The sequence below is a fragment of the Streptomyces sp. NPDC107765 genome (assembly GCF_055657085.1).
On the sequence record NZ_JBVKBL010000002.1, the window covers coordinates 101,757 to 122,179 of the forward strand.

Below are 20,423 nucleotides of genomic sequence, written 5' to 3' on the forward strand. Positions count from 1 at the left end.
GCGGTCGCCGTCGGCCCGGCCGATATCGTGTCAGAGCCTGTGAAGTCCACTCAGCACCCTTTCGAGCAGCGCGCGGTCGGGCCGGCCGGTGCCGTGCCCGGTGCCGTAGACGCGAATCTTTCCCTGGTCGGCGAGGTCGCTGAGCAGGACGCGGACCACGCCCAGCGGCATCTTGAGGAGGGCGGAGATCTCCGCCACCGAGCGCATCCGGCGGCAGAGCTCGACGATCGCCCGCATCTCCGGCATCACCCGGTCACCCCAGCCGCCGGACGTGAGCTCACGCCGTTCTTCGGGGGCTTCCAGCGCGGCCACGAAGGTCTCGACGAGCAGTACGTGGCCGAATCGCGTGCGGCCGCCGGTGAGCGAATACGGCCGTACGCGCGAGGGTTTGCGATCCCCGCCGCGCACGGGGAGTTTCGGGGTCATACTCACTGGGCGCTCTCCATCGACTTGCGGAGTTCGGTGCGGAGTTCGGGGGTGAGGACATGGCCGGCCCGGCCGACGAACAGCGCCATGTGATAGGCGATGACGTTCATGTCGCAATCCGGTGCGGCGTGCACGCCGAGCAGCGAACCGTCGCTGATCGACATCACGAACACGCTGGCCTCGTCCATCGTGATCATCGTCTGCTTGACGGCCCCGCCGTCCATCAGCTTCGCGGCACCCTGGGTGAGGCTGCCGAGGCCGGACACGATGGTGGCCAGGTCGGCGCTGGACCCGCGGGGCCCGCCGGCTCCGCCGGGGCGGGCCGCCTCGTCCGCCTGGTCAGGGTCGGAGCTGAGCAGCAGCAGTCCATCGGAGGAGACCACCGCGACCGAGCGGATGCCCGGCACCTCCTCCACCAAGTTGCTCAGCAACCAGTGGAGATTGCGGGCCTGGCTGCTCAGTCCATGTCCGTAAGCAGTGGGCGCTTGCGCCTTCACTCGCGTGCCTCCTCGACAATGTGGCTCTCTTCCGGGGCCCCCGCTCCGTCGGTGTCGTTCTGTGGGGTGGTCTGTTCCGTCGTGCCTTCGCCGAGTTCGGCCGCCACGTCGCGCCGGCCGGTCCGTGCCCCCTGCTGGAATCCGCCGAGCCGGCGCCGCAGCGCCTCGGCGTTGGCCGCGCCGCTCTTGCGCGGGGCGGTGGGCGCCTGCTGCTGCGCCACGATCTTGGGTGTGCGCTTGGGCAGGCCCAGGCTGGTCCGCTGCTTCTCCTCGGTGCCCGCGGGCGCCGCGTCGTCGGGCGCCCCGCCGTCGGGCGCCGTCCCGGAAGGCGCCTGTTCCGCGGGTGTGGTGGCCGTGGGTGCCGGGGTCGTGGCCGTAGTGGCCGCCTCGGCGCGGGCGTGCTGGTCGGGGCCGATGGCGTACGGGTCCGGCGCGGCCGGGGCGGTGGCCGGCGCGGGCTCCTCCGGCGTGTCCTGGGGCCGGGTGTGCTCGGTGGTCCCGCCGGCCGGGATCCCGGCCGCGTCGATCGCGCGCTCCGCGGCGGCGACGAACGGGTCGCCCTCCGGGCCGCCGGCGGGGCCGTCCTGGCCGGGTGCCGGATCGGCGGGCCGTTCCGGTGCCGGTGCGGCCGCCACCGCGCCGCGGGCCGCCGCCGGGTCCACCCGCGGCACCCGCGTCTGCAGGGCGTTGGAGTTCGCCTCGGCCACCGAGCCGGGGAGCCCCGGGGTGTGCGCGTCGTGCGGGACGGGCCGCGCGGTCGCCGGGCCGGGACGGGTCGGCAGGATCGAGCCGGGCAGCACGATGACGGCGGTGACCCCGCCCTGCTTCGCGTCCCGCAGCTGGACCCGGACGCCGTGCCGGGCGGCCAGCCGTACGACCACGTACAGCCCGAGGCCGAGCGCCTCGTCGATGTTCTCGGCGGTCGAGGCCGCCTCCGCGTCCGTCAGCCGCTCGTTGAGCTCGGCCATCCGCTCCGCGGTCATCCCGATGCCCTGGTCCTGGACGGAGAGCATGATCTCACCGCTCTCCAGCAGCCAGCCGGACAGCTCGACGTGGGCATCCGGCGGCGAGAACGCGGTGGCGTTCTCCAGGAGTTCGGCGATCAGGTGGCTCAGATCGTCCGCGGCGAACCCGGCGACCTGGGAGTGCGGCGGGAGCGACTCGATGCGCACCCGGTCGTAGCGTTCGATCTCACTGACCGCGGCGCGCAGCACGTCCAGCAGCGGGACCGGGCCCGGGTGGTTGTTGCCGTGCTGTTCGGCGCCCGCCAGGACCAGGAGGTTCTCGCTGTTGCGGCGCATCCGCGCGGCGAAGTGGTCCAGCTTGAAGAGGGTGTCCAGCCGCTCCGGGTCCTGCTCGGTCTCCTCCAGCGCCTCGATGACGCCGAGCTGGCGCTCCACCAGGCCGAGGGTGCGCAGCGCGAGGTTGACGAACCGGCCCTGTACGCCGGTGTGGGCGGCCTTGAGCCGCTCGGTGAGGTCGGCGATCTCCTCCTTGAGCGCCTCGCCCTGCTCCTGGAGCACCTCGCGCTCGGCGACCAGCCGCTGCCGGCCGCCGATCAGCCGCTTGCGCTCGCCCTCCAGTTCGGTGGTGCGCCGCGACAGCTCGCCCACCTGGGTGTGCAGCGCGTTCACCGACCGTACGGTGGCGGCGAATTCGTCGTTGCGGCCCTTGTACGTGATGGGGTCCTCGTGCGCCGGGTCGGCGGCCAGCCGGCGGGCGCCGATGCGCAGCGCGGCCAGCGGCTGGGTCATCGAGCGGGCGGCCCAGATGCCGGCGCCGACGGCCAGCAGCAGGCAGAGGCCCTCCAGGCCGATCCGGATCTCCAGCTCCGTGACGTCGTCGTCGCGCAGTTGGCCGAGACGCTGGATGTCGGCGGTGGCCATGGCCGATTCGACGCCCCGCATCAGGCCGATCCGGGTGGTGAGGGCGTTCTCCACCCGCTGGCGGCTGAGCCGCAGATCGGCGGCGTCCAGGCGCGGCTGGTCGGTGAGCCGGGTCAGATAGCGCTCGGCGGTGCTGACGTCCCCGCCGGTGACGGTGCGGTCGTAGCGGTCCCGGGCGCCCTGGCCCGCGGTCTCCCGGAAGTCGCCCAGGGCGCCCTGCTCACGGACCCGCGCGACCTGTGCGAGGCCGGTCAGCGTGGGCTGGCTGCCGCCCGCGTTGAGCCCGGCGAGCAGCAGGGCGCGGGTGCCGGCCGCCTGGTCGGTGGCGCGGGCGAGCGCGGGCAGCGCCCGGGTGTCGGCGTCCGCTGCGTCCGCCCGGGCGGGCAGCCCGCGGGCGATGTCGTCGCTGATCGCCCCGAGTGCCTGGATGATGTCGGTGTACGCGCGGTAGACCTGCTCGGCCGGTTCCGTCCGGGCCAGCGCCTTTTGACGGGTTTCCGGGAGGGTCTTGAGCAGCTTGGCGGCGGTCGCGTAGACCGTGCTGTCACCGGAGGCGTCCTGGGCCTCGGTGCGCAGGTCGTCGATCTGCCGGTCCACGCGGGCGCGCTGGGGGCGGGCGACGGCGGCGTTGTCGGCACCGGGGCCGCTGGTGACGGCGGCGCCGGCCGCGGCGGTGTTCGTCCGGGTGCCGTTGACGCCGGGGAGGCTGGTTCCCGCTCCGGTTCCGGTTCCGCCCGTTGTGGTACTGGTCGTTCCGCTTCCACCGGTCGTGCGGGTTCCGCCGGTTGATGCCCTTCCGCCGGTCCCGGTCGCGCCGCCGGTGCGGGTGCCGTTGACCGTGCCGGTGCCCGCGCTGCCGCCGGTTCCGTCGGCCGTGCCGTTCGCGGAGCCCGTGCGCGCCCCCGGGGCCACGCCGTTGTTGCCGGTGCCCGTACGGCCGTTGCGTCCCGCGGCGGCGTACCCGGTCATCCCGTCGCGCTCGTCGGCGAGGGAGTGCGCCAGCGCGATGGCACGGGCGTTGAGTTCGGCCAGGTCGACCAGGTGCTGGCTGTTGCCGGCGTCGTCCGCCGTGCCGAGCAGGCCGGGGGCGCCGGCTCCGAGGACCGCGACGGCGACGACGGCCACCGCTCCGACCAGCCGGTTGCGCACCCGTGCGGGACGGTGCCCCGCGAGGTCCGCACCGCCGGTCGCGCCCGGTCCCGCACCGGAACCGGAGCTCTTGCCAGGACCCGAACCCGTACCCGGTCCGGAGACCGAACCGGCCGGTGAACCCGGCTTCCCTGCGCCGCCCCGAAGCCGTATCTTCCGCACCGCTGCTCGCATTCCTGTCTCGCCTGCCCACGCCGTATGGCGTCGCGGACCCGGCTCGCTCTCCGCTCGCGGGCGGACCTGCGCGCACTCCGCAGCAGCGCATACTTCCGCGAGGGGGAACGGTCCGGCTCTGCGCGTCGCGACGAATGTCCTGGCCCCCCGTGATCCGGGCAACGACCATTCCACCGGCCCCGCGCAGTGGCTCGGCATCACATGCCCGGCCACCTGAACGAGTGAACATCAATCGGAGTTTGACCATCAACTTCCGCGCGGCATCGATTTTCGCCGCACCCCCGCGCACCGCCCGGACGGGTTTGGAGATGCCGCGCCGTCCTGGCAGGATGCGCGCCCGCACCCTGCCGGAGCGCCGGTCCGTACCTTCCGTACGGCGCTGACCTGCCCGTACACCGCACGTGACCCGCTGTGTCCGGTCACCCGGCCGCCTCCGCGCCCTCCGGCAGACTTGCCGGCATGCGCATCGAACTCGCCACCGAGCCGGGCGACCCCCAACGCCCCAACGAGGACTACGCATCGGTCGCCCTGCCGGCCTCCGGCCAGGGCGGTGTCCTGGTCCTGCTGGACGGCGTGACCCCGCCCGAGGCGGACCACGGATGCCGTCACACGGTGCCGTGGTTCACCGCGCGACTGGGCGGCGCAATGCTCGAACTGTCGGTTTCACACCGGGATATGACGCTGACTGAGGCGCTCGCGGCGGCCATCTCCCGGACCGCCGCCGTTCACCGGGGTACCTGTGACCTTTCTCACGCCCGCACTCCGCAGGCAACTGTGGTGGCCGTCAGGTGGTCCACGGACACCGTCGAGCACCTCGTGCTGTCCGATTCGGTGCTCCTGCTGGAACACGCCGACGGGTCGGTGCACCCCGTGCTGGACCCGCGGCTGGACGAACTGCCGCCCGAGGTCCGGGCCCAGCGGGCCGCCGTACGGGCGCTGCCCCGCGGGTCGACGGAACGGGCCGCGGCGGGCCGGGAGTACGTCCGTGCCGTCGAGGCGCTGCGCAACGTGGAGGGCGGCTTCTTCACGGCGGCCGCGGATCCGGCGGTGGCGGCCCGCGCGGTCACCGGCACCACCCCGCGGGCCGCGGTCCGTTCACTGACCGCCCTCAGCGACGGCGCGGGCCGCTGGGTCGAGGTCTTCGGGGAGGGCTCCTGGGCGGACTGCGCGGGCCTGGTGGCCAAGCACGGGCCGCAGGCCCTGATCGACCGGGTGCGGGCCGCGGAGGCGGCGGACCCGGAGTGCGCGGCCTACCCGCGGGGCAAGGTCCGGGACGACGCCGCGGTGGTCTTCGTCATGCCGTGACGGACCCGGCCGCGGCGTCCCACGACGCGGCTTTCACCCCTCTTCACCCTCTTGCTCCGCGTTCAAGCGGTGCAGCAGCCGGGCGAGTTCGGCCACCTCGTGGCGGTCCCAGGCGGCGAGACGGCGGGCGTACTGGGCGCGGCGGGCGTTGCGGACGCGGGTGAAGCGCTCCCGGCCCTCGTCGGTCAGGCGCACCAGGACGGCGCGGCCGTCGGCCGGGTCCGGCGCCCGGGCGACCAGGCCCAGCCGCTCCAGGGCGTGCAGCTGGCGGCTCATCGTGGCCTTGCCGACGCCGAAGAAGCCGGCGAGGTCGGTGGCGCGCTGCGCGCCGGCGTCGGCCAGCCGGACCAGCAGGCCGTAGGCGGACGGCTCCAGGTCGGGGTGCACCTCCCGGGCCAGTTCGCCGGACGAGGCCCGGGCCCGGCGGAGGAACACCGCCAACTCGCGTTCCAGGGCGAGGAATACGTGGTCCACACCGGCCGGCTCGCCGTCCGCCGCCATCCCGTCGGCCCCGGTGTTGTGCACGTCAGCGCCCCTTCCCGCATTTCCTGGTCTGAAAGTTTCCGCCCCCGTCGGCCGAAGCCGCAGCTCGGCCAGTATTTCGCAGGAATAGACCAACGGCAGCCCAGGGACCCTCTTTTGTCCCGCCGGTCTACGCGCGTATCGTCATTTATGGCATGGCCACACCAAACGGCGGGCCGTTCGCCAAAGGTTCCGCCGCGCGTCCCGCACACCGCACCTCCGTGTCCGCCACGCCCGCGCCATGCCGGCACCTCACCCCCCGCAGATCAGCACGCATCCCCCCTCAGGTCACACCGAGATCTCCGGAGACACGTATGTCCGTGCTCAGATCCGGCTCCCCCCATCGCCCCGCACGCTCGCTCGCGACCGTGTCCGGGGCCCTCCTCACCCTCCTCGCCCTGCTCCTGGCGCTGCCCGCCACGGCCGGTGCCACGGCCGTGCGGCGCGCACCCGAGCCGAGCCACCCCGGCCAGGACTGGGCCGGCTCGCAGATCGCCCGGCACGAGGGCACCGCGGCCGGCCGCACCGCCCCGCCGGCCGGCTCGCTCGCGGCGTCCGTCGAAGGCGTGGACGTCAGCAGTCACAACGGCAACGTCGCCTGGTCGACGCTCTGGAACAGCGGCGTCCGGTTCGCCTACGTCAAGGCGACGGAGTCCACCAGCTACACCAACCCGTACTTCGCGCAGCAGTACAACGGCTCCTACAACGCCGGCATGATCCGCGGCTCCTACCACTTCGCGACGCCCAACACCTCCAGCGGCGCCGCCCAGGCCAACTACTTCGTCGACCACGGCGGCGGCTGGTCCCGGGACGGCAGGACGCTGCCCGGCGCGCTGGACATGGAGTACAACCCCTACGGCGCGACCTGTTACGGGCTCAGCGCGGCCGGCCTGGTCAACTGGATGAAGGACTGGTTCGCCACCTACAAGGCGCGCACCGGCCGGGACGCGGTCATCTACACCTCGACCAGCTGGTGGAAGCAGTGCACCGGCAATGCGTCCGCCTTCGGCGCGGTCAACCCGCTGTGGGTCCCGCGCTACGGCTCCTCGGTCGGCGAACTCCCGGCCGGCTGGGGCTTCCACACCATCTGGCAGTACACCTCGACCGGTCCCACGGTCGGTGACCACAACCGCTTCAACGGGGCGATGGACCGGCTCCAGGCGCTGGCCAACGGCTAGCGCTCAGCCGGCCGCCGACGGCCCGGCGGGCGGACGGCCCGCCCGCACCCCGAGACCCCTCCCGCCTGCCGCGGGAGGGGTCTTCCGCTCCGGTCGCGTGACCGTCACGCCGCGACCGGAACCTCCGGTGCCGCGCCGCTGCGGGCCGGGGTCAGCGCGAGCTCCAGCACCTGGCGGACGTCCGAGACCGGGTGCACCTCCAGGGCCGCCAGGACCTCGGCGGGCACGTCGTCCAGGTCCGGTTCGTTGCGCTTGGGGATGATCACGGTGGTGATCCCCGCGCGGTGCGCCGCGAGCAGCTTCTGCTTGACGCCGCCGATCGGCAGCACCCGCCCGGTCAGCGAGACCTCACCGGTCATCGCCACGTCCGGCCGGACCTGCCGGCCCGACAGCAGCGAGGCCAGCGCCGTCGTCATCGTCACGCCCGCGCTCGGCCCGTCCTTGGGGACCGCACCGGCCGGTACGTGCAGATGCACCCCGCGCTCCTTCAGGTCGCCGACCGGAAGCTCCAGCTCCGCGCCGTGCGAGCGCAGGAACGACAGCGCGATGTGCGCCGACTCCTTCATCACGTCGCCGAGCTGGCCGGTCAGCGTCAGACCGGAGGCCCCGGTTTCCGGATCGGCGAGCGACGCCTCCACGTAGAGGACGTCACCGCCCGCGCCGGTGACCGCGAGACCCGTCACCACGCCCGGCACGGCCGTCCGCCGCTCGGCCGGGTCCTGGGCCGACTCGGGGGTGTGGTGCGGCCGCCCGATCAGCGGGCGCAGCTGCTCCGCTCCGACGCCGAACGGCAGCTCCCGCTCGCCGATTTCGTGCTGTGCGGCGATCTTGCGGAGCAGCCGGGCGATCGACCGCTCCAGATTCCGCACGCCCGCCTCGCGGGTGTACTCGCCCGCCAGCTTGCGCAGCGCGTCCTCCTCCAGCGTCACCTCGCCGGCCTCCAGACCGGCCCGTTCCAGCTGACGCGGCAGCAGGTGGTCCCGGGCGATGACGACCTTCTCGTCCTCGGTGTAGCCGTCGAGCCGGACCAGCTCCATACGGTCGAGCAGCGGCTCGGGGATGGCTTCCAGGACGTTGGCGGTGGCCAGGAAGACCACATCGCTCAGGTCGAGTTCGACCTCCAGGTAGTGGTCGCGGAAGGTGTGGTTCTGTGCCGGGTCCAGGACCTCCAGGAGGGCCGCGGCCGGGTCGCCCCGGAAGTCGGAGCCCACCTTGTCGATCTCGTCGAGCAGGACGACCGGATTCATCGAACCGGCTTCCTTGATCGCCCGGACGATACGGCCCGGCAGCGCGCCGACGTACGTACGGCGGTGGCCGCGGATCTCCGCCTCGTCCCGGACGCCGCCGAGCGCGACCCGGACGAACTTGCGGCCCATCGCGCGCGCCACGGACTCGCCCAGTGAGGTCTTGCCCACACCGGGCGGCCCGACCAGCGCGAGCACCGCGCCTCCCCGGCGGCCACCGACCAGGCCCAGGCCGCGCTCGGCCCGCCGCTTGCGGACGGCCAGGTATTCCGTGATCCGTTCCTTCACGTCCGCCAGGCCCGCGTGGTCGGCGTCCAGGACCTCCTTGGCGCCGGCGATGTCGTAGGCGTCCTCGGTCCGTTCGTTCCACGGCAGTTCCAGGACGGTGTCGAGCCAGGTGCGGATCCAGGAGCCCTCGGGGCTCTGGTCGCTGGCCCGCTCCAGCTTGTCGACCTCCTTGAGGGCGGCCTTGCGGACGTCCTCGGGCAGGTCGGCGGCCTCGACCCGGGCGCGGTAGTCGTCGCTCTCGTCCTCGGGGTCGCCGTTGAGCTCGGCGAGCTCCTTGCGGACCGCCTCCAGCTGGCGCCGCAGCAGGAACTCCCGCTGCTGCTTGTCGACGCCCTCCTGGACGTCCTTGGCGATGGACTCGGCGACGTCCTGCTCGGCGAGGTGGTCCCGCAGCGCCTCGGTGGCGAGCTTCAGCCGGGCGACCGGGTCGGTGGTCTCCAGCAGGCGCACCTTCTGCTCGGTGGTCAGGAACGGCGAGTAGCCGGAGTTGTCCGCCAGCGTCCCGACGTCGTCGATGCCCTGGACGCGGTCGACGACCTGCCAGGCGCCGCGCTTGCGCAGCCAGCTGGTGGCCAGCGCCTTGTATTCCGTGACGAGTTCGGTGACGGCCCCGGGCAGGGGATCGGGGACCTTCTCCTCGACGGCGGTGCCCTGCACCCACAGCGCGGCACCGGGCCCGGTCGTGCCGGAGCCGATCCGCACCCGGCCGAGGCCCCGGATCAGCGCTCCGGGATCGCCGTCGGACAGCCGTCCGACCTGCTCGATCCGCCCGAGCGTGCCGATGCCGGCGTAGTTCCCGTCGACGCGGGGCACAAGGAGCACCCGCGGTTTGTTGCCCGAGGAGGCGGCGGCCTGCGCGGCCTCCACCGCGGCGCGCACCTCCGTGTCGGACAGGTCCAGGGGCACCACCATGCCGGGGAGCACCACCTCGTCATCGAGGGGCAGCACGGGCAGAGTGAGCGGTGTGGACGTCGAAGCCATGATCTCCCCTTCGGCAAGCAAGTTGAGCTTTACCCACTCAATGCTGGAAGCCGGGGAGATGTTCCCCGCCGCGCGTTCGCTGTGAGCGATCAGGCGGCGGGCCGCCAGTGGCCGGGGCGGGCCAGACCGGACGGGAGCTTGGTGGCGGCATCGCCCTTGGCCGCGTTCAGTTGGGACTGGGTCAGGAAGAGCGCGCCCGTCAGATCGGCGCCGCTGAGGTCGGCGTCCCGCAGGTCGGCGCCGATCAGGTCGGCCCGGCGCAGGTCCGCCCCGGTGAGGTCGGCGGCGATCAGGTACGCCCCGCGGAGGTTGGCGCCCTGGAGCCGCGCGCCCTTGAGGCGGGCCCCCATCAGGTCGGCGCCGCGCCGCTCCTTCTTCCGGCCGGGCACCTGGGCCCGGACGAGCTCGCTGGTGCGCAGCAGCAGGACGTTGACCTCGGCCCGGTGGGCGGCCACGTCCAGCGCGCCGAGCTCCTCCGCGCTGCCGCGGGTGAGGGCCTCGGTCTTCTCCAGCGCGGCGCGCAGGTCCTCGTGGGCCGGGCGGGCAGCCGGGAGGGTCAGCGCCTCGGACAGGTACCAGAGGAGTTCGTGCAGCTGCCGCATGACGGGGAAGACGTCGAACATCTGCCGGGCCGTACCGGGCGCCTGCCGCCAGTCCTCGCCGCCGAAGGTGACCTGGGAGACCTTCTGCCCGGCACCGAAGCAGTCGAAGACCGTGCAGCCGGAGAAGCCGCGGTCCCGCAGGTCGCGGTGGATGCCGCAGCGGAAGTCGCGCTGGAGGTTGGGGCAGGGCCGGCCGGCGTCCTTGTCGATCGCGAAGTCCGCCGAGCGCGCGAACGGCAGCGCGACGCAACAGAGCCCGAAGCAGCTGCCACAGTCGGCGGTCAGGCCGCGGTCGGCAGGTGTGAGGCCCAGGTCGGCGGTCTGCCGGCCAGGGGCGACGACGTCGGCGTCGGCGTCGGGAAGCGGACGGGCGGTGCGGTCTCGGGACACGATGCGGGTACTCCTGCGGCCGGCGGGCGCGGTACGCGGCGGCGCCCGGAGAGGAGTTCCATTCTTCCAGGCCGCGCTCCGGGCTCTACCCGGCAGCGAGGTCAGGGACGTTGTCAGTGGTCGCCCCTAATCTCGGTCACATGAGCATGATCGGAGAGTACGCACGTGTGACACCTGCCGAACTCACCCGTGTCCTGGGCGATCCGGAGTGGGGGCTCACGCTCGTCGCCCGGCGGCGCGAGGCGGAGGCCCAAGCGGCGCCCGGGCCGGCGAAGGCGCGCTGCCTGGACGTCGACAAGAGCTGGGACGCGCTGGGATTCCTGCTGCGCCGCGCGGGCTTCCCGGTGGATGTCGTGCACGGCGAGGAAGCCGTCCCGGACGCCGAGGACTGGGGCTACGGCCCGCCGCGCTACCTCACCCCCGAGCGGGTGCGGATGGCGGCCGAGGCGCTCGCGGAGATACCCGCGGCGAGCCTGACGGCCGGTGTCGGCCCGGAGGACCTGGCCAAGGCGGAGGTCTACCCGACGATCGTGTGGGACCGGGGGGAAGCACTGGACTACGTCACCGATTACTACGCACTCCTGCGGCCGTTCTTCGGCGCGGCGGCGGAGAAGGGGGACGCGATGCTGATGTGGCTGGGGTAGGGGGACCGGAAGCCAGGGAGACGGTTCGCCGCCGCGACTGCCCGGTCGTGCCGCGACGGGGCAGGAGCCACGGCCGCCGCAACGGCCCCTCGGCTCCGGCCCGGACGGTCCTCACGGCCCGTCAGGAATGCTAGGTTCGCGGCATGTTGCAGCGGATGTCCGGGGTGTTCATCGGTGCACTGTTCGGCACGGTTTTCGTGGTCGCCAACGCACACGATCCGCTGAGCCCCGCCGTCGGCGTCACCCTGCGCGTGGTCGCGGTGCTCACCTTCGCCGGCCTGCTGGCGCTGGCGCTGCTGGCGGGCCGCCGGGGCCGGGCCGTGGTGGACGGGGACGGGGCTCCCCGGGCGGACTGGTTCCGCGGGAAGTTCGGGTTCGTGGTGGCGGCCGAGGCGGTGCTGCTGATCGGCGGCCGGCTCGCACTGCGTGCGGCCGGCGCCCCCGACGAGACCGCCGTGGCCTGGATCGCGCTCATCGTCGGCCTGCACTTCATGGCGCTGGCCGCGGTCTGGCAGCGGCGCTCGATCGCCGTCCCGGGCACGGCGCTGACCGCGCTCGGCGTGACCGGTCTCGGTATGGCCGCGACCCGTGCCGTGGTGTGGGTGCCGTTCGTCAGCGGCGTCCTGTCCGGCGTCGCCCTGCTGGGCGGCTGCGCCTACGCCATCGCGCAGACCTACCGGTCCACCGTACGGCCGTAGTTGTTCTCCGGCGGACGGGGGCCGGGCGGTAGGCGGTGCGGTAGGCGCACGGCGCGCCGGTGCGTGGTCGCGCCCCGGCGGACGGCGTAGCCCCGTTCGTCTCTCCGCTCGTCGCGGTCGCACGCCCCGAGTTCGGCACGGGTGTCCCGCGCCGCCGGTTCAGGTGTGCCGACACCCTGCGATACAAGGCATGCCGGCACCCCGCGACGCAAGGTGCGCCCACGTCCCGCAGTTCAGGGCACCCCCGCGTCCCGCGGTCCAAGACGCGCCCACGCCCCCGGCTCAGACAGTGCCCACGCCCCGGCGTTCAGACGGTGCCCGCGCCCCGCAGGGCCGGGTGGCCCAGGTCGCCGGGGAGCGGGGTGGGGCCGGTGCGCACGGCCCGCCAGCGGCGGAGCAGTGGCCAGCTCGCCACGCCCAGGGTGAGCGAGAGCAGATGGCCCCAGTCCGTCATCGGGTCGGCGTAGGCGAGCAGGGCGGTGCCGGCGAGCCAGCCGACGCCGCCCAGCAGCGGCCAGCGCAGCCAGGCCGGCAGCACCCCGGCGAGTGCGCCGATGCAGGTCATCACGCCGAAGCTGATGCCGTAGTCGAGGCGGTGCAGCGAGCTCTCCGGCAGTCCGCCGACGGCGACGGTGAAGGCGACCGGCACCTCGGTGGCGAGGGTGGCCAGCGCGTGCCCGCCGAAGAAGACCGCGGCGGTGCGCAGGCCGCCGATCCGCCGTTCCAGCGTGGGCAGGACGACGAGGAAACCGAGGGCGTAACCGGAGGTCAGTCCGCCGGCGACCCACAACGCGCTGGCGACCAGCACCAGCAGCGGGGCCTGCGCGAGGTGCACCACGTCCGTGCTGGAGCCCTGGAGCAGTTGGGAGACCAGGGTCGGGTCGGCGTGCTCGGCGAAGAGGGAGGTGGCCACGAGCAGCAGGCCGTAGCCGACGGAGAAAGGGGTGCCGAGCAGCAGCCGCCAGGGCCGCGGGCGGGCGGGCGACGGACCGGGCCCGGACTCCGCCGCGGCCACGGGTACAGCGGCCACAGGTACCGCGGCCTCCCGACCGGTGCGCTGCCGGGGGATGCCCGGCAGGACGGCGGGCGGTCCGTCCGCTCCCGTTCTCCCGGCCGGCGCCCGGCGCCCCGCCGTCCCCGGCGCCCGGCCACCCGACGTCCGCTCCCCCTGCATTCCCCCGACGGTTCCCAGCCTGCCCACGATCCGCGGCCCCTTCCGTCTTGACACGTCCACCGAGCCACGCCCGGAGTCCTGGGCCGTGCGTGAGTGCTCCGCCGTGCACCACGTCCGCCCGCCCTGCACAACGTCGCGGACCAGCCTGCACGCTCAACCCATGAAGAAGCTGTGAGAGTGAGATGCATCACACGAAGCAACCCTCACGGGACGCCCACGGTTCCGAGGAGCCACGTTCCACCCGCCCGCCCCATCCGCCCGCGCCGTCGTTCCCCGGACCCCCGCCCCCGGCACCGCCGCGTACCGAGCGCGGCCCGGCCTGCCCGCACGCGACCGCCCCTCGACCCCACCGCCCCTCACCCCCCACGCCCCCTAAGCCGTTGGACCGCCGGGCTCCCTCTTGGCCACCATGGCCGTATGGCTGCTCCCGCTACCCCGCCGCAGACCCCGTCCGAGCTCCCCGAGGCCCCGCGCACGCTCGACCGCCGCGAGGGCCCGTACGGCGAGGTGGTCCTGCGGGAACGGACCGGGTCCCCGGGCGGCCCGCCCGTCATCCACGAGATCATCGCCAACGGCTGCTTCCTGATGGACACCTCCGACGGCCGCTCCGAGCGCCTGCTGATCGACGCCGCGCTCGGCGAACTGTCGGCCGACCGGCCGCGGCCCGCCGTCCTCATCGGCGGCCTGGGCGTCGGCTTCTCGCTGGCCCGGGCGGCCGAGCAGCCGCGCTGGGGCCGGATCACGGTCGTCGAACGCGAGGCCGCGGTCATCGACTGGCACCGGACCGGCCCGCTGTCCGCGATCTCGGCCGCGGCGCTGGCCGATCCGCGCAGCGAGATCCTGCACACCGACCTCGTCGCCCACCTCCGCACGGACACCACCCCTCCCCACAGTGACGACGACCCTGGCACCCGCAGCGGGCCCGCCGCCTACGACGCCCTCTGCCTCGACATCGACAACGGCCCCGACTGGACCGTCACCGAGGACAACAACGGCCTCTACTCCCCCGCCGGCCTCGCCGCCTGCCGGGACCGGCTCACCCCCGGCGGAGTGCTCGCCGTCTGGTCCGCGCAGCCTTCCCCGGCCTTCGAGGAAGCGCTGCGAAATGCCGGTTTCCAGGGGGTGCGTACGGAAGAGATCCCGGTTGTCCGAGGAGTCCCCGACGTGGTCCACCTCGCTCGGAAGGCTGCGTAGCCGACAGTCACACCATGCCCGTACGCTGCTGCCCAGCAAGACGCGACCACGCAGGGAATGCAGGGGCGGGCGATGGACCAGACTCAGACAACGCAGGGCGGCACCGCCGCTGCCACGCCGGGCGCCCAGCGCCGGGTACTGGTGGTGGAGGACGACCCCACGATCGTCGAAGCCATCGCGGCCAGGCTGCGCGCCGAGGGCTTCCAGGTGCAGACGGCCACGGACGGCCCGGCCGCGGTGGACACCGCCGAGGCATGGCAGCCCGACCTGCTGGTCCTGGACGTGATGCTGCCGGGCTTCGACGGCCTGGAGGTCTGCCGCCGGGTCCAGGCCCAGCGCCCCGTTCCGGTGATGATGCTCACCGCCCGGGACGACGAGACGGACATGCTGGTCGGCCTCGGCGTCGGCGCCGACGACTACATGACCAAGCCGTTCTCCATGCGCGAGCTGGCCGCCCGGGTGCACGTGCTGCTCCGCCGGGTCGAGCGCGCCGCGCTGGCCGCGCACACCCCGCGCAGCGGCATCCTCCGGCTGGGTGAGCTGGAGATCGACCACGCCCAGCGCCGGGTCCGGGTCCGCGGGGCCGACGTCCATCTGACCCCGACCGAGTTCGACCTGCTGGTCTGCCTGGCGAACACCCCGCGCGCGGTGCTCTCCCGCGAGCAGCTGCTGGCCGAGGTGTGGGACTGGGCGGACGCCTCCGGGACCCGTACGGTCGACAGCCACATCAAGGCGCTCCGCCGCAAGATCGGCGCCGAGCGGATCCGTACGGTCCACGGTGTCGGTTACGCCCTGGAGACCCCGCCGGCATGAGCCCCTGGCGCCTGCGCTCCTGGCCGCTCCCGAAACGCCGGTGGTGGCGCACGCCCGTCCGTGAGGTGGGAAAACGGGTCTGGGAGGCGCTGCGCCCGCTGGATCCGTACCGCTCGGTCAAGGCCGCGCTCGGCGCGCTCGTCAGCGTCTCGGTGATCATCACCACACTGCTGGTGTTCGTCGCCATGCACTCGGCGACCGAGCTGCGGGTGATCACGATCTTCTCGATCATCGCCTCGCTGCTGATCACCCAGTTCGTGGCGAACAGCCTGACCGCCCCGCTCGGCGAGATGACGGACGTCACCCGCGCGATGGCGCACGGTGACTACACCCGCCGGGTGCGCTCGGCCCGCCGGGACGAGTTCGGCGACCTGGCCACCGCCTTCAACCGGATGGCGGCCGACCTCGAAGCGGTGGACACCCACCGCAAGGAGCTGGTCGCCAATGTCTCGCACGAGCTGCGCACGCCGATCGCCGCGCTGCGCGCCGTGTTGGAGAACGTCGTCGACGGCGTCTGCGAGCCCGACCCCGAGACGATGCGGACCGCCCTGAAGCAGACCGAGCGGCTGGGCCGCCTGGTCGAGCACCTCCTCGACCTGTCGCGGCTGGACAACGGCGTGGTGCCGCTGCACGCCCGGCGCTTCGAGGTCTGGCCGTATCTGTCCGGGGTGCTCAAGGAGGCCAATATGAGCCGCGGCGCCTCCACGCTCTCCGGGCTGACCGGCTCCGGCACCCACACCCGTACGGACGTCCATCTGCACCTCGACGTCACGCCGCCGGAGCTCACCGCGTACGCGGACGCGGAGCGGCTGCACCAGGTCGTGGCGAATCTCATCGACAACGCGATCAAGCACAGCCCCCGGCACGGCCGGGTCACCGTGCGTGCCCGGCGCGGCGAGGGCCCGGAGGGCCTGGTGCTGGAGGTGCAGGACGAGGGTCCCGGCATCCCGGAGTCGGAGCGCTACCGGGTCTTCGAGCGCTTCAACCGCGGCGGCCCGGGCCCCTCGGGCCCGGGGACGGACGGCGGTACGGGCCTGGGCCTGGCGATCGCCCGCTGGGCGGTGGACCTGCACGGCGGCCGGATCGGTGTGGCCGAATCGGCACGGGGTTGCCGAATCCGGGTCACTCTTCCGGGGCAGGAGTCAGCACGGAGCTGACGACCGTACGGACGGTCGCTGGCGTAGGGTCGGTGGTAGGAGCACTCACCCCGTGGGTGCGACGACGGTGAGTGCTACCCGCACGCGGGCAAACTTCGTGTGTTTCCCGCCAAGTCATGCCCTGAAACCCTTCGGTGAATGTGACGTGCGCGACGAGTGGCCCTCCCGGACTGCACCAAAGGTCACAAGAGGCGTAGCCTTTATTCCCGCTGTCCACCACCTTAGGAAGCGGAAGAGGGCGGTTGCCGCCGTGTCGCTACAGTCCCCCAACACTTCGAGCATCTCGAACGAGGCCGATCAAGCGGGGCAGGGCAAGAGCCCTGCTGCTGCGTTCGGCCCCAATGAGTGGCTCGTCGACGAGATCTACCAGCAGTACCTCCAGGACCCGAACTCGGTAGACCGAGCCTGGTGGGACTTCTTCGCCGACTACAAGCCGGGCGGCGCCACCGCGCCGAGCACGCCGGCGGAGGCCCCCGCCCCCGCTGCGGCCGCCCCGGCCCAGTCGTCCCCCGCGGTCCCCGCCGCGGACGGGCCGAAGCCCGCCGCCGCGCCGGCCACCCCGGCCGCGAGCGCCCCGGCCCCCGCCAAGCCCGCGCCGGCCCGGGCCGCCGACGCCAAGCCCGCCGCCGCAAAGCCCGCGCCCAAGCCGGCGGCTGCGAAGGCCGACGGCGAGGCCCCGGCCGCCGGTCCCGAGTTCGTCACCCTGCGTGGCCCGTCGGCCGCCGTTGCGAAGAACATGAACGCCTCCCTGGAGCTGCCGACGGCCACGTCCGTCCGCGCGGTCCCGGTGAAGCTGCTCTTCGACAACCGCATCGTGATCAACAACCACCTCAAGCGCGCCCGGGGCGGGAAGGTCTCCTTCACCCACCTCATCGGGTACGCGATGGTGCAGGCCCTCAAGGCCATGCCGTCGATGAACTACTCCTTCGCGCAGAAGGACGGCAAGCCGACCCTGGTCAAGCCCGAGCACGTCAACCTCGGCCTGGCCATCGACCTGGTGAAGCCGAGCGGCGAGCGCCAGCTGGTCGTCGCCGCCATCAAGAAGGCCGAGACGCTCTCGTTCTTCGAGTTCTGGCAGGCCTACGAGGACATCGTCCGCCGGGCCCGGGACAACAAGCTGACGATGGACGACTTCACCGGAGTCACCGCGTCGCTGACCAACCCCGGCGGCATCGGCACGGTCCACTCCGTGCCGCGCCTGATGCCCGGCCAGTCGATGATCATGGGCGTCGGCGCGATGGACTACCCCGCCGAGTTCCAGGGCACTTCGCAGGACGCCCTGAACAAGATGGGCATCTCCAAGGTCATGACGCTGACCAGCACCTATGACCACCGCGTGATCCAGGGCGCCGCCTCCGGCGAGTTCCTGCGCATCATGAGCCAGCTGCTGCTCGGCGAGAACGACTTCTACGACGAGATCTTCAAGTCGCTGCGGATCCCCTACGAGCCGATCCGCTGGATGCGCGACATCGACGCGTCGCACGACGACGACGTCACCAAGGCCGCCCGGGTCTTCGAGCTGATCCACTCCTACCGGGTCCGCGGCCACGTCATGGCCGACACCGACCCGCTGGAGTACCACCAGCGCAAGCACCCCGACCTCGACATCACCGAGCACGGCCTCACCCTGTGGGACCTGGAGCGGGAGTTCGCGGTCGGCGGCTTCGCCGGCAAGTCCATGATGAAGCTGCGCGACATCCTGGGCGTGCTGCGTGACTCGTACTGCCGCACCACCGGCATCGAGTTCATGCACATCCAGGACCCCAAGCAGCGCAAGTGGATCCAGGACCGGGTCGAGCGCCAGCACAAGTCGCCCGAGCGCGAGGAGCAGCTGCGCATCCTGCGCCGGCTGAACTCCGCCGAGGCGTTCGAGACGTTCCTGCAGACCAAGTACGTCGGCCAGAAGCGCTTCTCGCTGGAGGGCGGCGAGTCCGTCATCCCGCTGCTGGACGCGGTCATCGACTCCGCGGCCGAGTCGCGGCTGGACGAGGTCGTCATCGGCATGGCCCACCGCGGCCGCCTCAACGTCCTCGCCAACATCGTCGGCAAGTCCTACGCGCAGATCTTCCGCGAGTTCGAGGGCAACCTCGACCCGAAGTCGATGCACGGCTCCGGCGACGTGAAGTACCACCTGGGCGCCGAGGGCACCTTCACCGGCCTGGACGGCGAGCAGATCAAGGTCTCGCTGACCGCCAACCCCTCCCACCTGGAGGCCGTGGACCCGGTCGTCGAGGGTGTCGCGCGCGCCAAGCAGGACATCATCGGCAAGGGCGGCACGGACTTCACCGTCCTGCCGATCCAGCTGCACGGTGACGCGGCGTTCGCCGGCCAGGGCGTGGTCGCCGAGACGCTGAACATGTCCCAGCTGCGCGGCTACCGCACCGGCGGCACGGTGCACGTCGTCATCAACAACCAGGTCGGCTTCACCGCCGCCCCGGAGTCGTCGCGCTCCTCCATGTACGCCACCGACGTGGCCCGCATGATCGAGGCGCCGATCTTCCACGTGAACGGTGACGACCCCGAGGCCGTCGTCCGCGTCGCCCGTCTGGCCTTCGAGTTCCGCCAGGCGTTCAACAAGGACGTGGTCATCGACCTGATCTGCTACCGCCGCCGCGGCCACAACGAGTCGGACAACCCGGCCTTCACCCAGCCGCTGATGTACGACCTGATCGACAAGAAGCGCTCGGTGCGCAAGCTCTACACCGAGTCGCTGATCGGCCGTGGTGACATCACCCTCGAAGAGGCGGAGCAGGCGCTCCAGGACTTCCAGGGCCAGCTGGAGAAGGTCTTCACCGAGGTCCGCGACGCCACGACGGCTCCGGCCGCCCCCGAGGTGCCGCAGCCCAAGGCGGAGTTCCCGGTCTACGTCGACACCGCGATCTCCCAGGAGGTCGTCAAGCGGATCGCCGAGTCGCAGGTCAACATCCCCGAGCACATCACCGTGCACCCGCGTCTGCTGCCCCAGCTGCAGCGCCGCGCGGCCCAGATCGAGGACAACGCCATCGACTGGGGCATGGGCGAGACCCTCGCCATCGGTTCGCTGCTGATGGAGGGCACCACGGTCCGGCTCGCCGGCCAGGACTCCCGCCGCGGTACGTTCGGCCAGCGGCACGCGGTGCTCATCGACCGCGAGACCGGCGAGGACTACACCCCGCTGCTCTACCTCTCCGAGGACCAGGCCCGCTTCAACGTCTACGACTCGCTGCTGAGCGAGTACGCGGCGATGGGCTTCGAGTACGGCTACTCGCTGGCCCGCCCCGAGGCGCTGGTCATGTGGGAGGCCCAGTTCGGTGACTTCGTCAACGGCGCGCAGACCGTCGTCGACGAGTTCATCTCCTCGGCCGAGCAGAAGTGGGGCCAGACCTCCGGCGTCACCCTGCTCCTGCCGCACGGCTACGAGGGCCAGGGCCCGGACCACTCCTCGGCCCGGATCGAGCGGTTCCTGCAGCTCTGCGCGCAGAACAACATGACCGTGGCGGCGCCGACGCTGCCCTCGAACTACTTCCACCTGCTGCGCTGGCAGGTGCACAACCCGCACCACAAGCCGCTCATCGTCTTCACCCCGAAGTCGATGCTGCGTCTGAAGGCCGCGGCGTCGAAGACGGAGGAGTTCACCTCGGGCGGCTTCCGTCCGGTGATCGGCGACTCCACGGTCAGGCCCGAGGACGTCCGCAAGGTCGTCTTCTGCTCCGGCAAGGTCTACTACGACCTGGACGCCGAGCGGCAGAAGCGCGGTGCGAACGACACGGCGATTGTCCGCATCGAGCGGCTCTACCCGCTGCCCGGCAAGGAGCTCCAGGCGGAGATCGCCAAGTTCCCGAACGCCGAGAAGTACCTGTGGGCGCAGGAGGAGCCGGCGAACCAGGGTGCCTGGCCGTTCCTCGGCCTCAACCTGATCGACCACCTCGACCTGGCGGTCGGCGCCGACGTCCCGCACGGCGAGCGGCTGCGGCGCATCTCGCGCCCGCACTCCTCGTCCCCGGCCGTCGGCTCCGCCAAGCGCCACCAGGCCGAACAGGCCCAGCTGGTCGCGGAGGTCTTCGACGCGTAGCGTCACCGGACCGACAGGCACAGGCGGAAGGGCCCGTCCCCCTCGGGGGG

Annotated in this window: 15 protein-coding genes; 8 read left to right on the forward strand and 7 right to left on the reverse strand. The window is 72.6% G+C overall.

From position 1 onward, the window contains the following. Window positions 1–30: 30 nt before the first annotated feature. Genes ACZ7MX_RS04930 through ACZ7MX_RS04940 form a run of 3 tightly spaced genes read right to left on the reverse strand, consistent with a single transcriptional unit; the run spans window position 31 to window position 3,958 of the window. Window positions 31–426 (reverse strand): DUF742 domain-containing protein, encoded by a 396-nt coding sequence (locus ACZ7MX_RS04930; protein WP_472130547.1) that lies wholly within the window; start codon window positions 424–426, stop codon window positions 31–33. Between the two features lie 2 nt (window positions 427–428). Beyond that, window positions 429–923 carry a roadblock/LC7 domain-containing protein gene (locus ACZ7MX_RS04935; protein ID WP_472129441.1) on the reverse strand — a complete coding sequence of 165 codons (495 nt, stop codon included), beginning with the start codon at window positions 921–923 and terminating at the stop codon, window positions 429–431. Next, a complete protein-coding gene (locus ACZ7MX_RS04940) occupies window positions 920–3,958 on the reverse strand; it encodes a sensor histidine kinase (protein ID WP_472129443.1) in 3,039 nt (1,012 codons plus the stop codon). The genes ACZ7MX_RS04935 and ACZ7MX_RS04940 overlap by 4 nt, the downstream gene beginning before the upstream one ends. Before the next feature lie 633 nt (window positions 3,959–4,591). On the opposite strand from ACZ7MX_RS04940, the gene ACZ7MX_RS04945 reads away from it, so the two are divergent. Then, a complete protein-coding gene (locus ACZ7MX_RS04945; protein ID WP_472129444.1) occupies window positions 4,592–5,437 on the forward strand; it encodes a protein phosphatase 2C domain-containing protein in 846 nt (281 codons plus the stop codon). Between the two features lie 33 nt (window positions 5,438–5,470). Here the strand turns inward: ACZ7MX_RS04945 and ACZ7MX_RS04950 are convergent, their stop codons facing one another. Further along, window positions 5,471–5,938, reverse strand: coding sequence for a MarR family winged helix-turn-helix transcriptional regulator (locus tag ACZ7MX_RS04950; RefSeq protein ID WP_472130549.1), 468 nt, complete (start codon window positions 5,936–5,938; stop codon window positions 5,471–5,473). 335 nt (window positions 5,939–6,273) lie between these two features. Here ACZ7MX_RS04950 and ACZ7MX_RS04955 point away from each other — a divergent pair, with 335 nt between their 5' ends. Beyond that, a complete protein-coding gene (locus ACZ7MX_RS04955) occupies window positions 6,274–7,137 on the forward strand; it encodes a lysozyme (protein ID WP_472129446.1) in 864 nt (287 codons plus the stop codon). A 104-nt stretch (window positions 7,138–7,241) separates the two neighbouring features. Here ACZ7MX_RS04955 and lon read toward each other — a convergent pair whose 3' ends face one another. Further along, a complete protein-coding gene (gene lon / locus ACZ7MX_RS04960; RefSeq protein WP_472129447.1) occupies window positions 7,242–9,650 on the reverse strand; it encodes an endopeptidase La in 2,409 nt (802 codons plus the stop codon). An 89-nt stretch (window positions 9,651–9,739) separates the two neighbouring features. Continuing rightward, complete coding sequence (locus ACZ7MX_RS04965) at window positions 9,740–10,564, reverse strand: pentapeptide repeat-containing protein (protein WP_472130551.1); 825 nt, start codon at window positions 10,562–10,564, stop codon at window positions 9,740–9,742. A gap of 218 nt (window positions 10,565–10,782) precedes the next feature. On the opposite strand from ACZ7MX_RS04965, the gene ACZ7MX_RS04970 reads away from it, so the two are divergent. Together ACZ7MX_RS04970 and ACZ7MX_RS04975 are read left to right on the forward strand one after the other, a co-directional pair. Further along, window positions 10,783–11,286 carry a YfbM family protein gene (locus ACZ7MX_RS04970; protein WP_472129449.1) on the forward strand — a complete coding sequence of 168 codons (504 nt, stop codon included), beginning with the start codon at window positions 10,783–10,785 and terminating at the stop codon, window positions 11,284–11,286. 143 nt (window positions 11,287–11,429) lie between these two features. Next, window positions 11,430–11,984, forward strand: coding sequence for a hypothetical protein (locus ACZ7MX_RS04975; RefSeq protein WP_472129451.1), 555 nt, complete (start codon window positions 11,430–11,432; stop codon window positions 11,982–11,984). A 307-nt stretch (window positions 11,985–12,291) separates the two neighbouring features. Here ACZ7MX_RS04975 and ACZ7MX_RS04980 read toward each other — a convergent pair whose 3' ends face one another. Further along, complete coding sequence (locus ACZ7MX_RS04980) at window positions 12,292–13,158, reverse strand: rhomboid-like protein (protein ID WP_472130553.1); 867 nt, start codon at window positions 13,156–13,158, stop codon at window positions 12,292–12,294. A gap of 417 nt (window positions 13,159–13,575) precedes the next feature. On the opposite strand from ACZ7MX_RS04980, the gene ACZ7MX_RS04985 reads away from it, so the two are divergent. The 4 genes from ACZ7MX_RS04985 (at window position 13,576) to ACZ7MX_RS05000 (ending at window position 20,373) form a co-directional block, all read left to right on the forward strand. Then, window positions 13,576–14,352, forward strand: a complete 777-nt coding sequence (locus tag ACZ7MX_RS04985) for a spermidine synthase family protein (protein WP_472129452.1) — start codon at window positions 13,576–13,578, stop codon at window positions 14,350–14,352. A gap of 72 nt (window positions 14,353–14,424) precedes the next feature. Next, window positions 14,425–15,165: a response regulator transcription factor gene (locus ACZ7MX_RS04990; protein ID WP_030415965.1), complete on the forward strand. Its 741-nt coding sequence runs from the start codon at window positions 14,425–14,427 to the stop codon at window positions 15,163–15,165. Beyond that, window positions 15,162–16,322 (forward strand): HAMP domain-containing sensor histidine kinase, encoded by a 1,161-nt coding sequence (locus ACZ7MX_RS04995; RefSeq protein ID WP_472129454.1) that lies wholly within the window; start codon window positions 15,162–15,164, stop codon window positions 16,320–16,322. The genes ACZ7MX_RS04990 and ACZ7MX_RS04995 overlap by 4 nt, the downstream gene beginning before the upstream one ends. A 250-nt stretch (window positions 16,323–16,572) precedes the next feature. Next, entirely contained in the window at window positions 16,573–20,373 is a 3,801-nt protein-coding gene (locus ACZ7MX_RS05000) for a multifunctional oxoglutarate decarboxylase/oxoglutarate dehydrogenase thiamine pyrophosphate-binding subunit/dihydrolipoyllysine-residue succinyltransferase subunit (RefSeq protein WP_472129456.1), read from the forward strand. Window positions 20,374–20,423 lie beyond the last annotated feature (50 nt).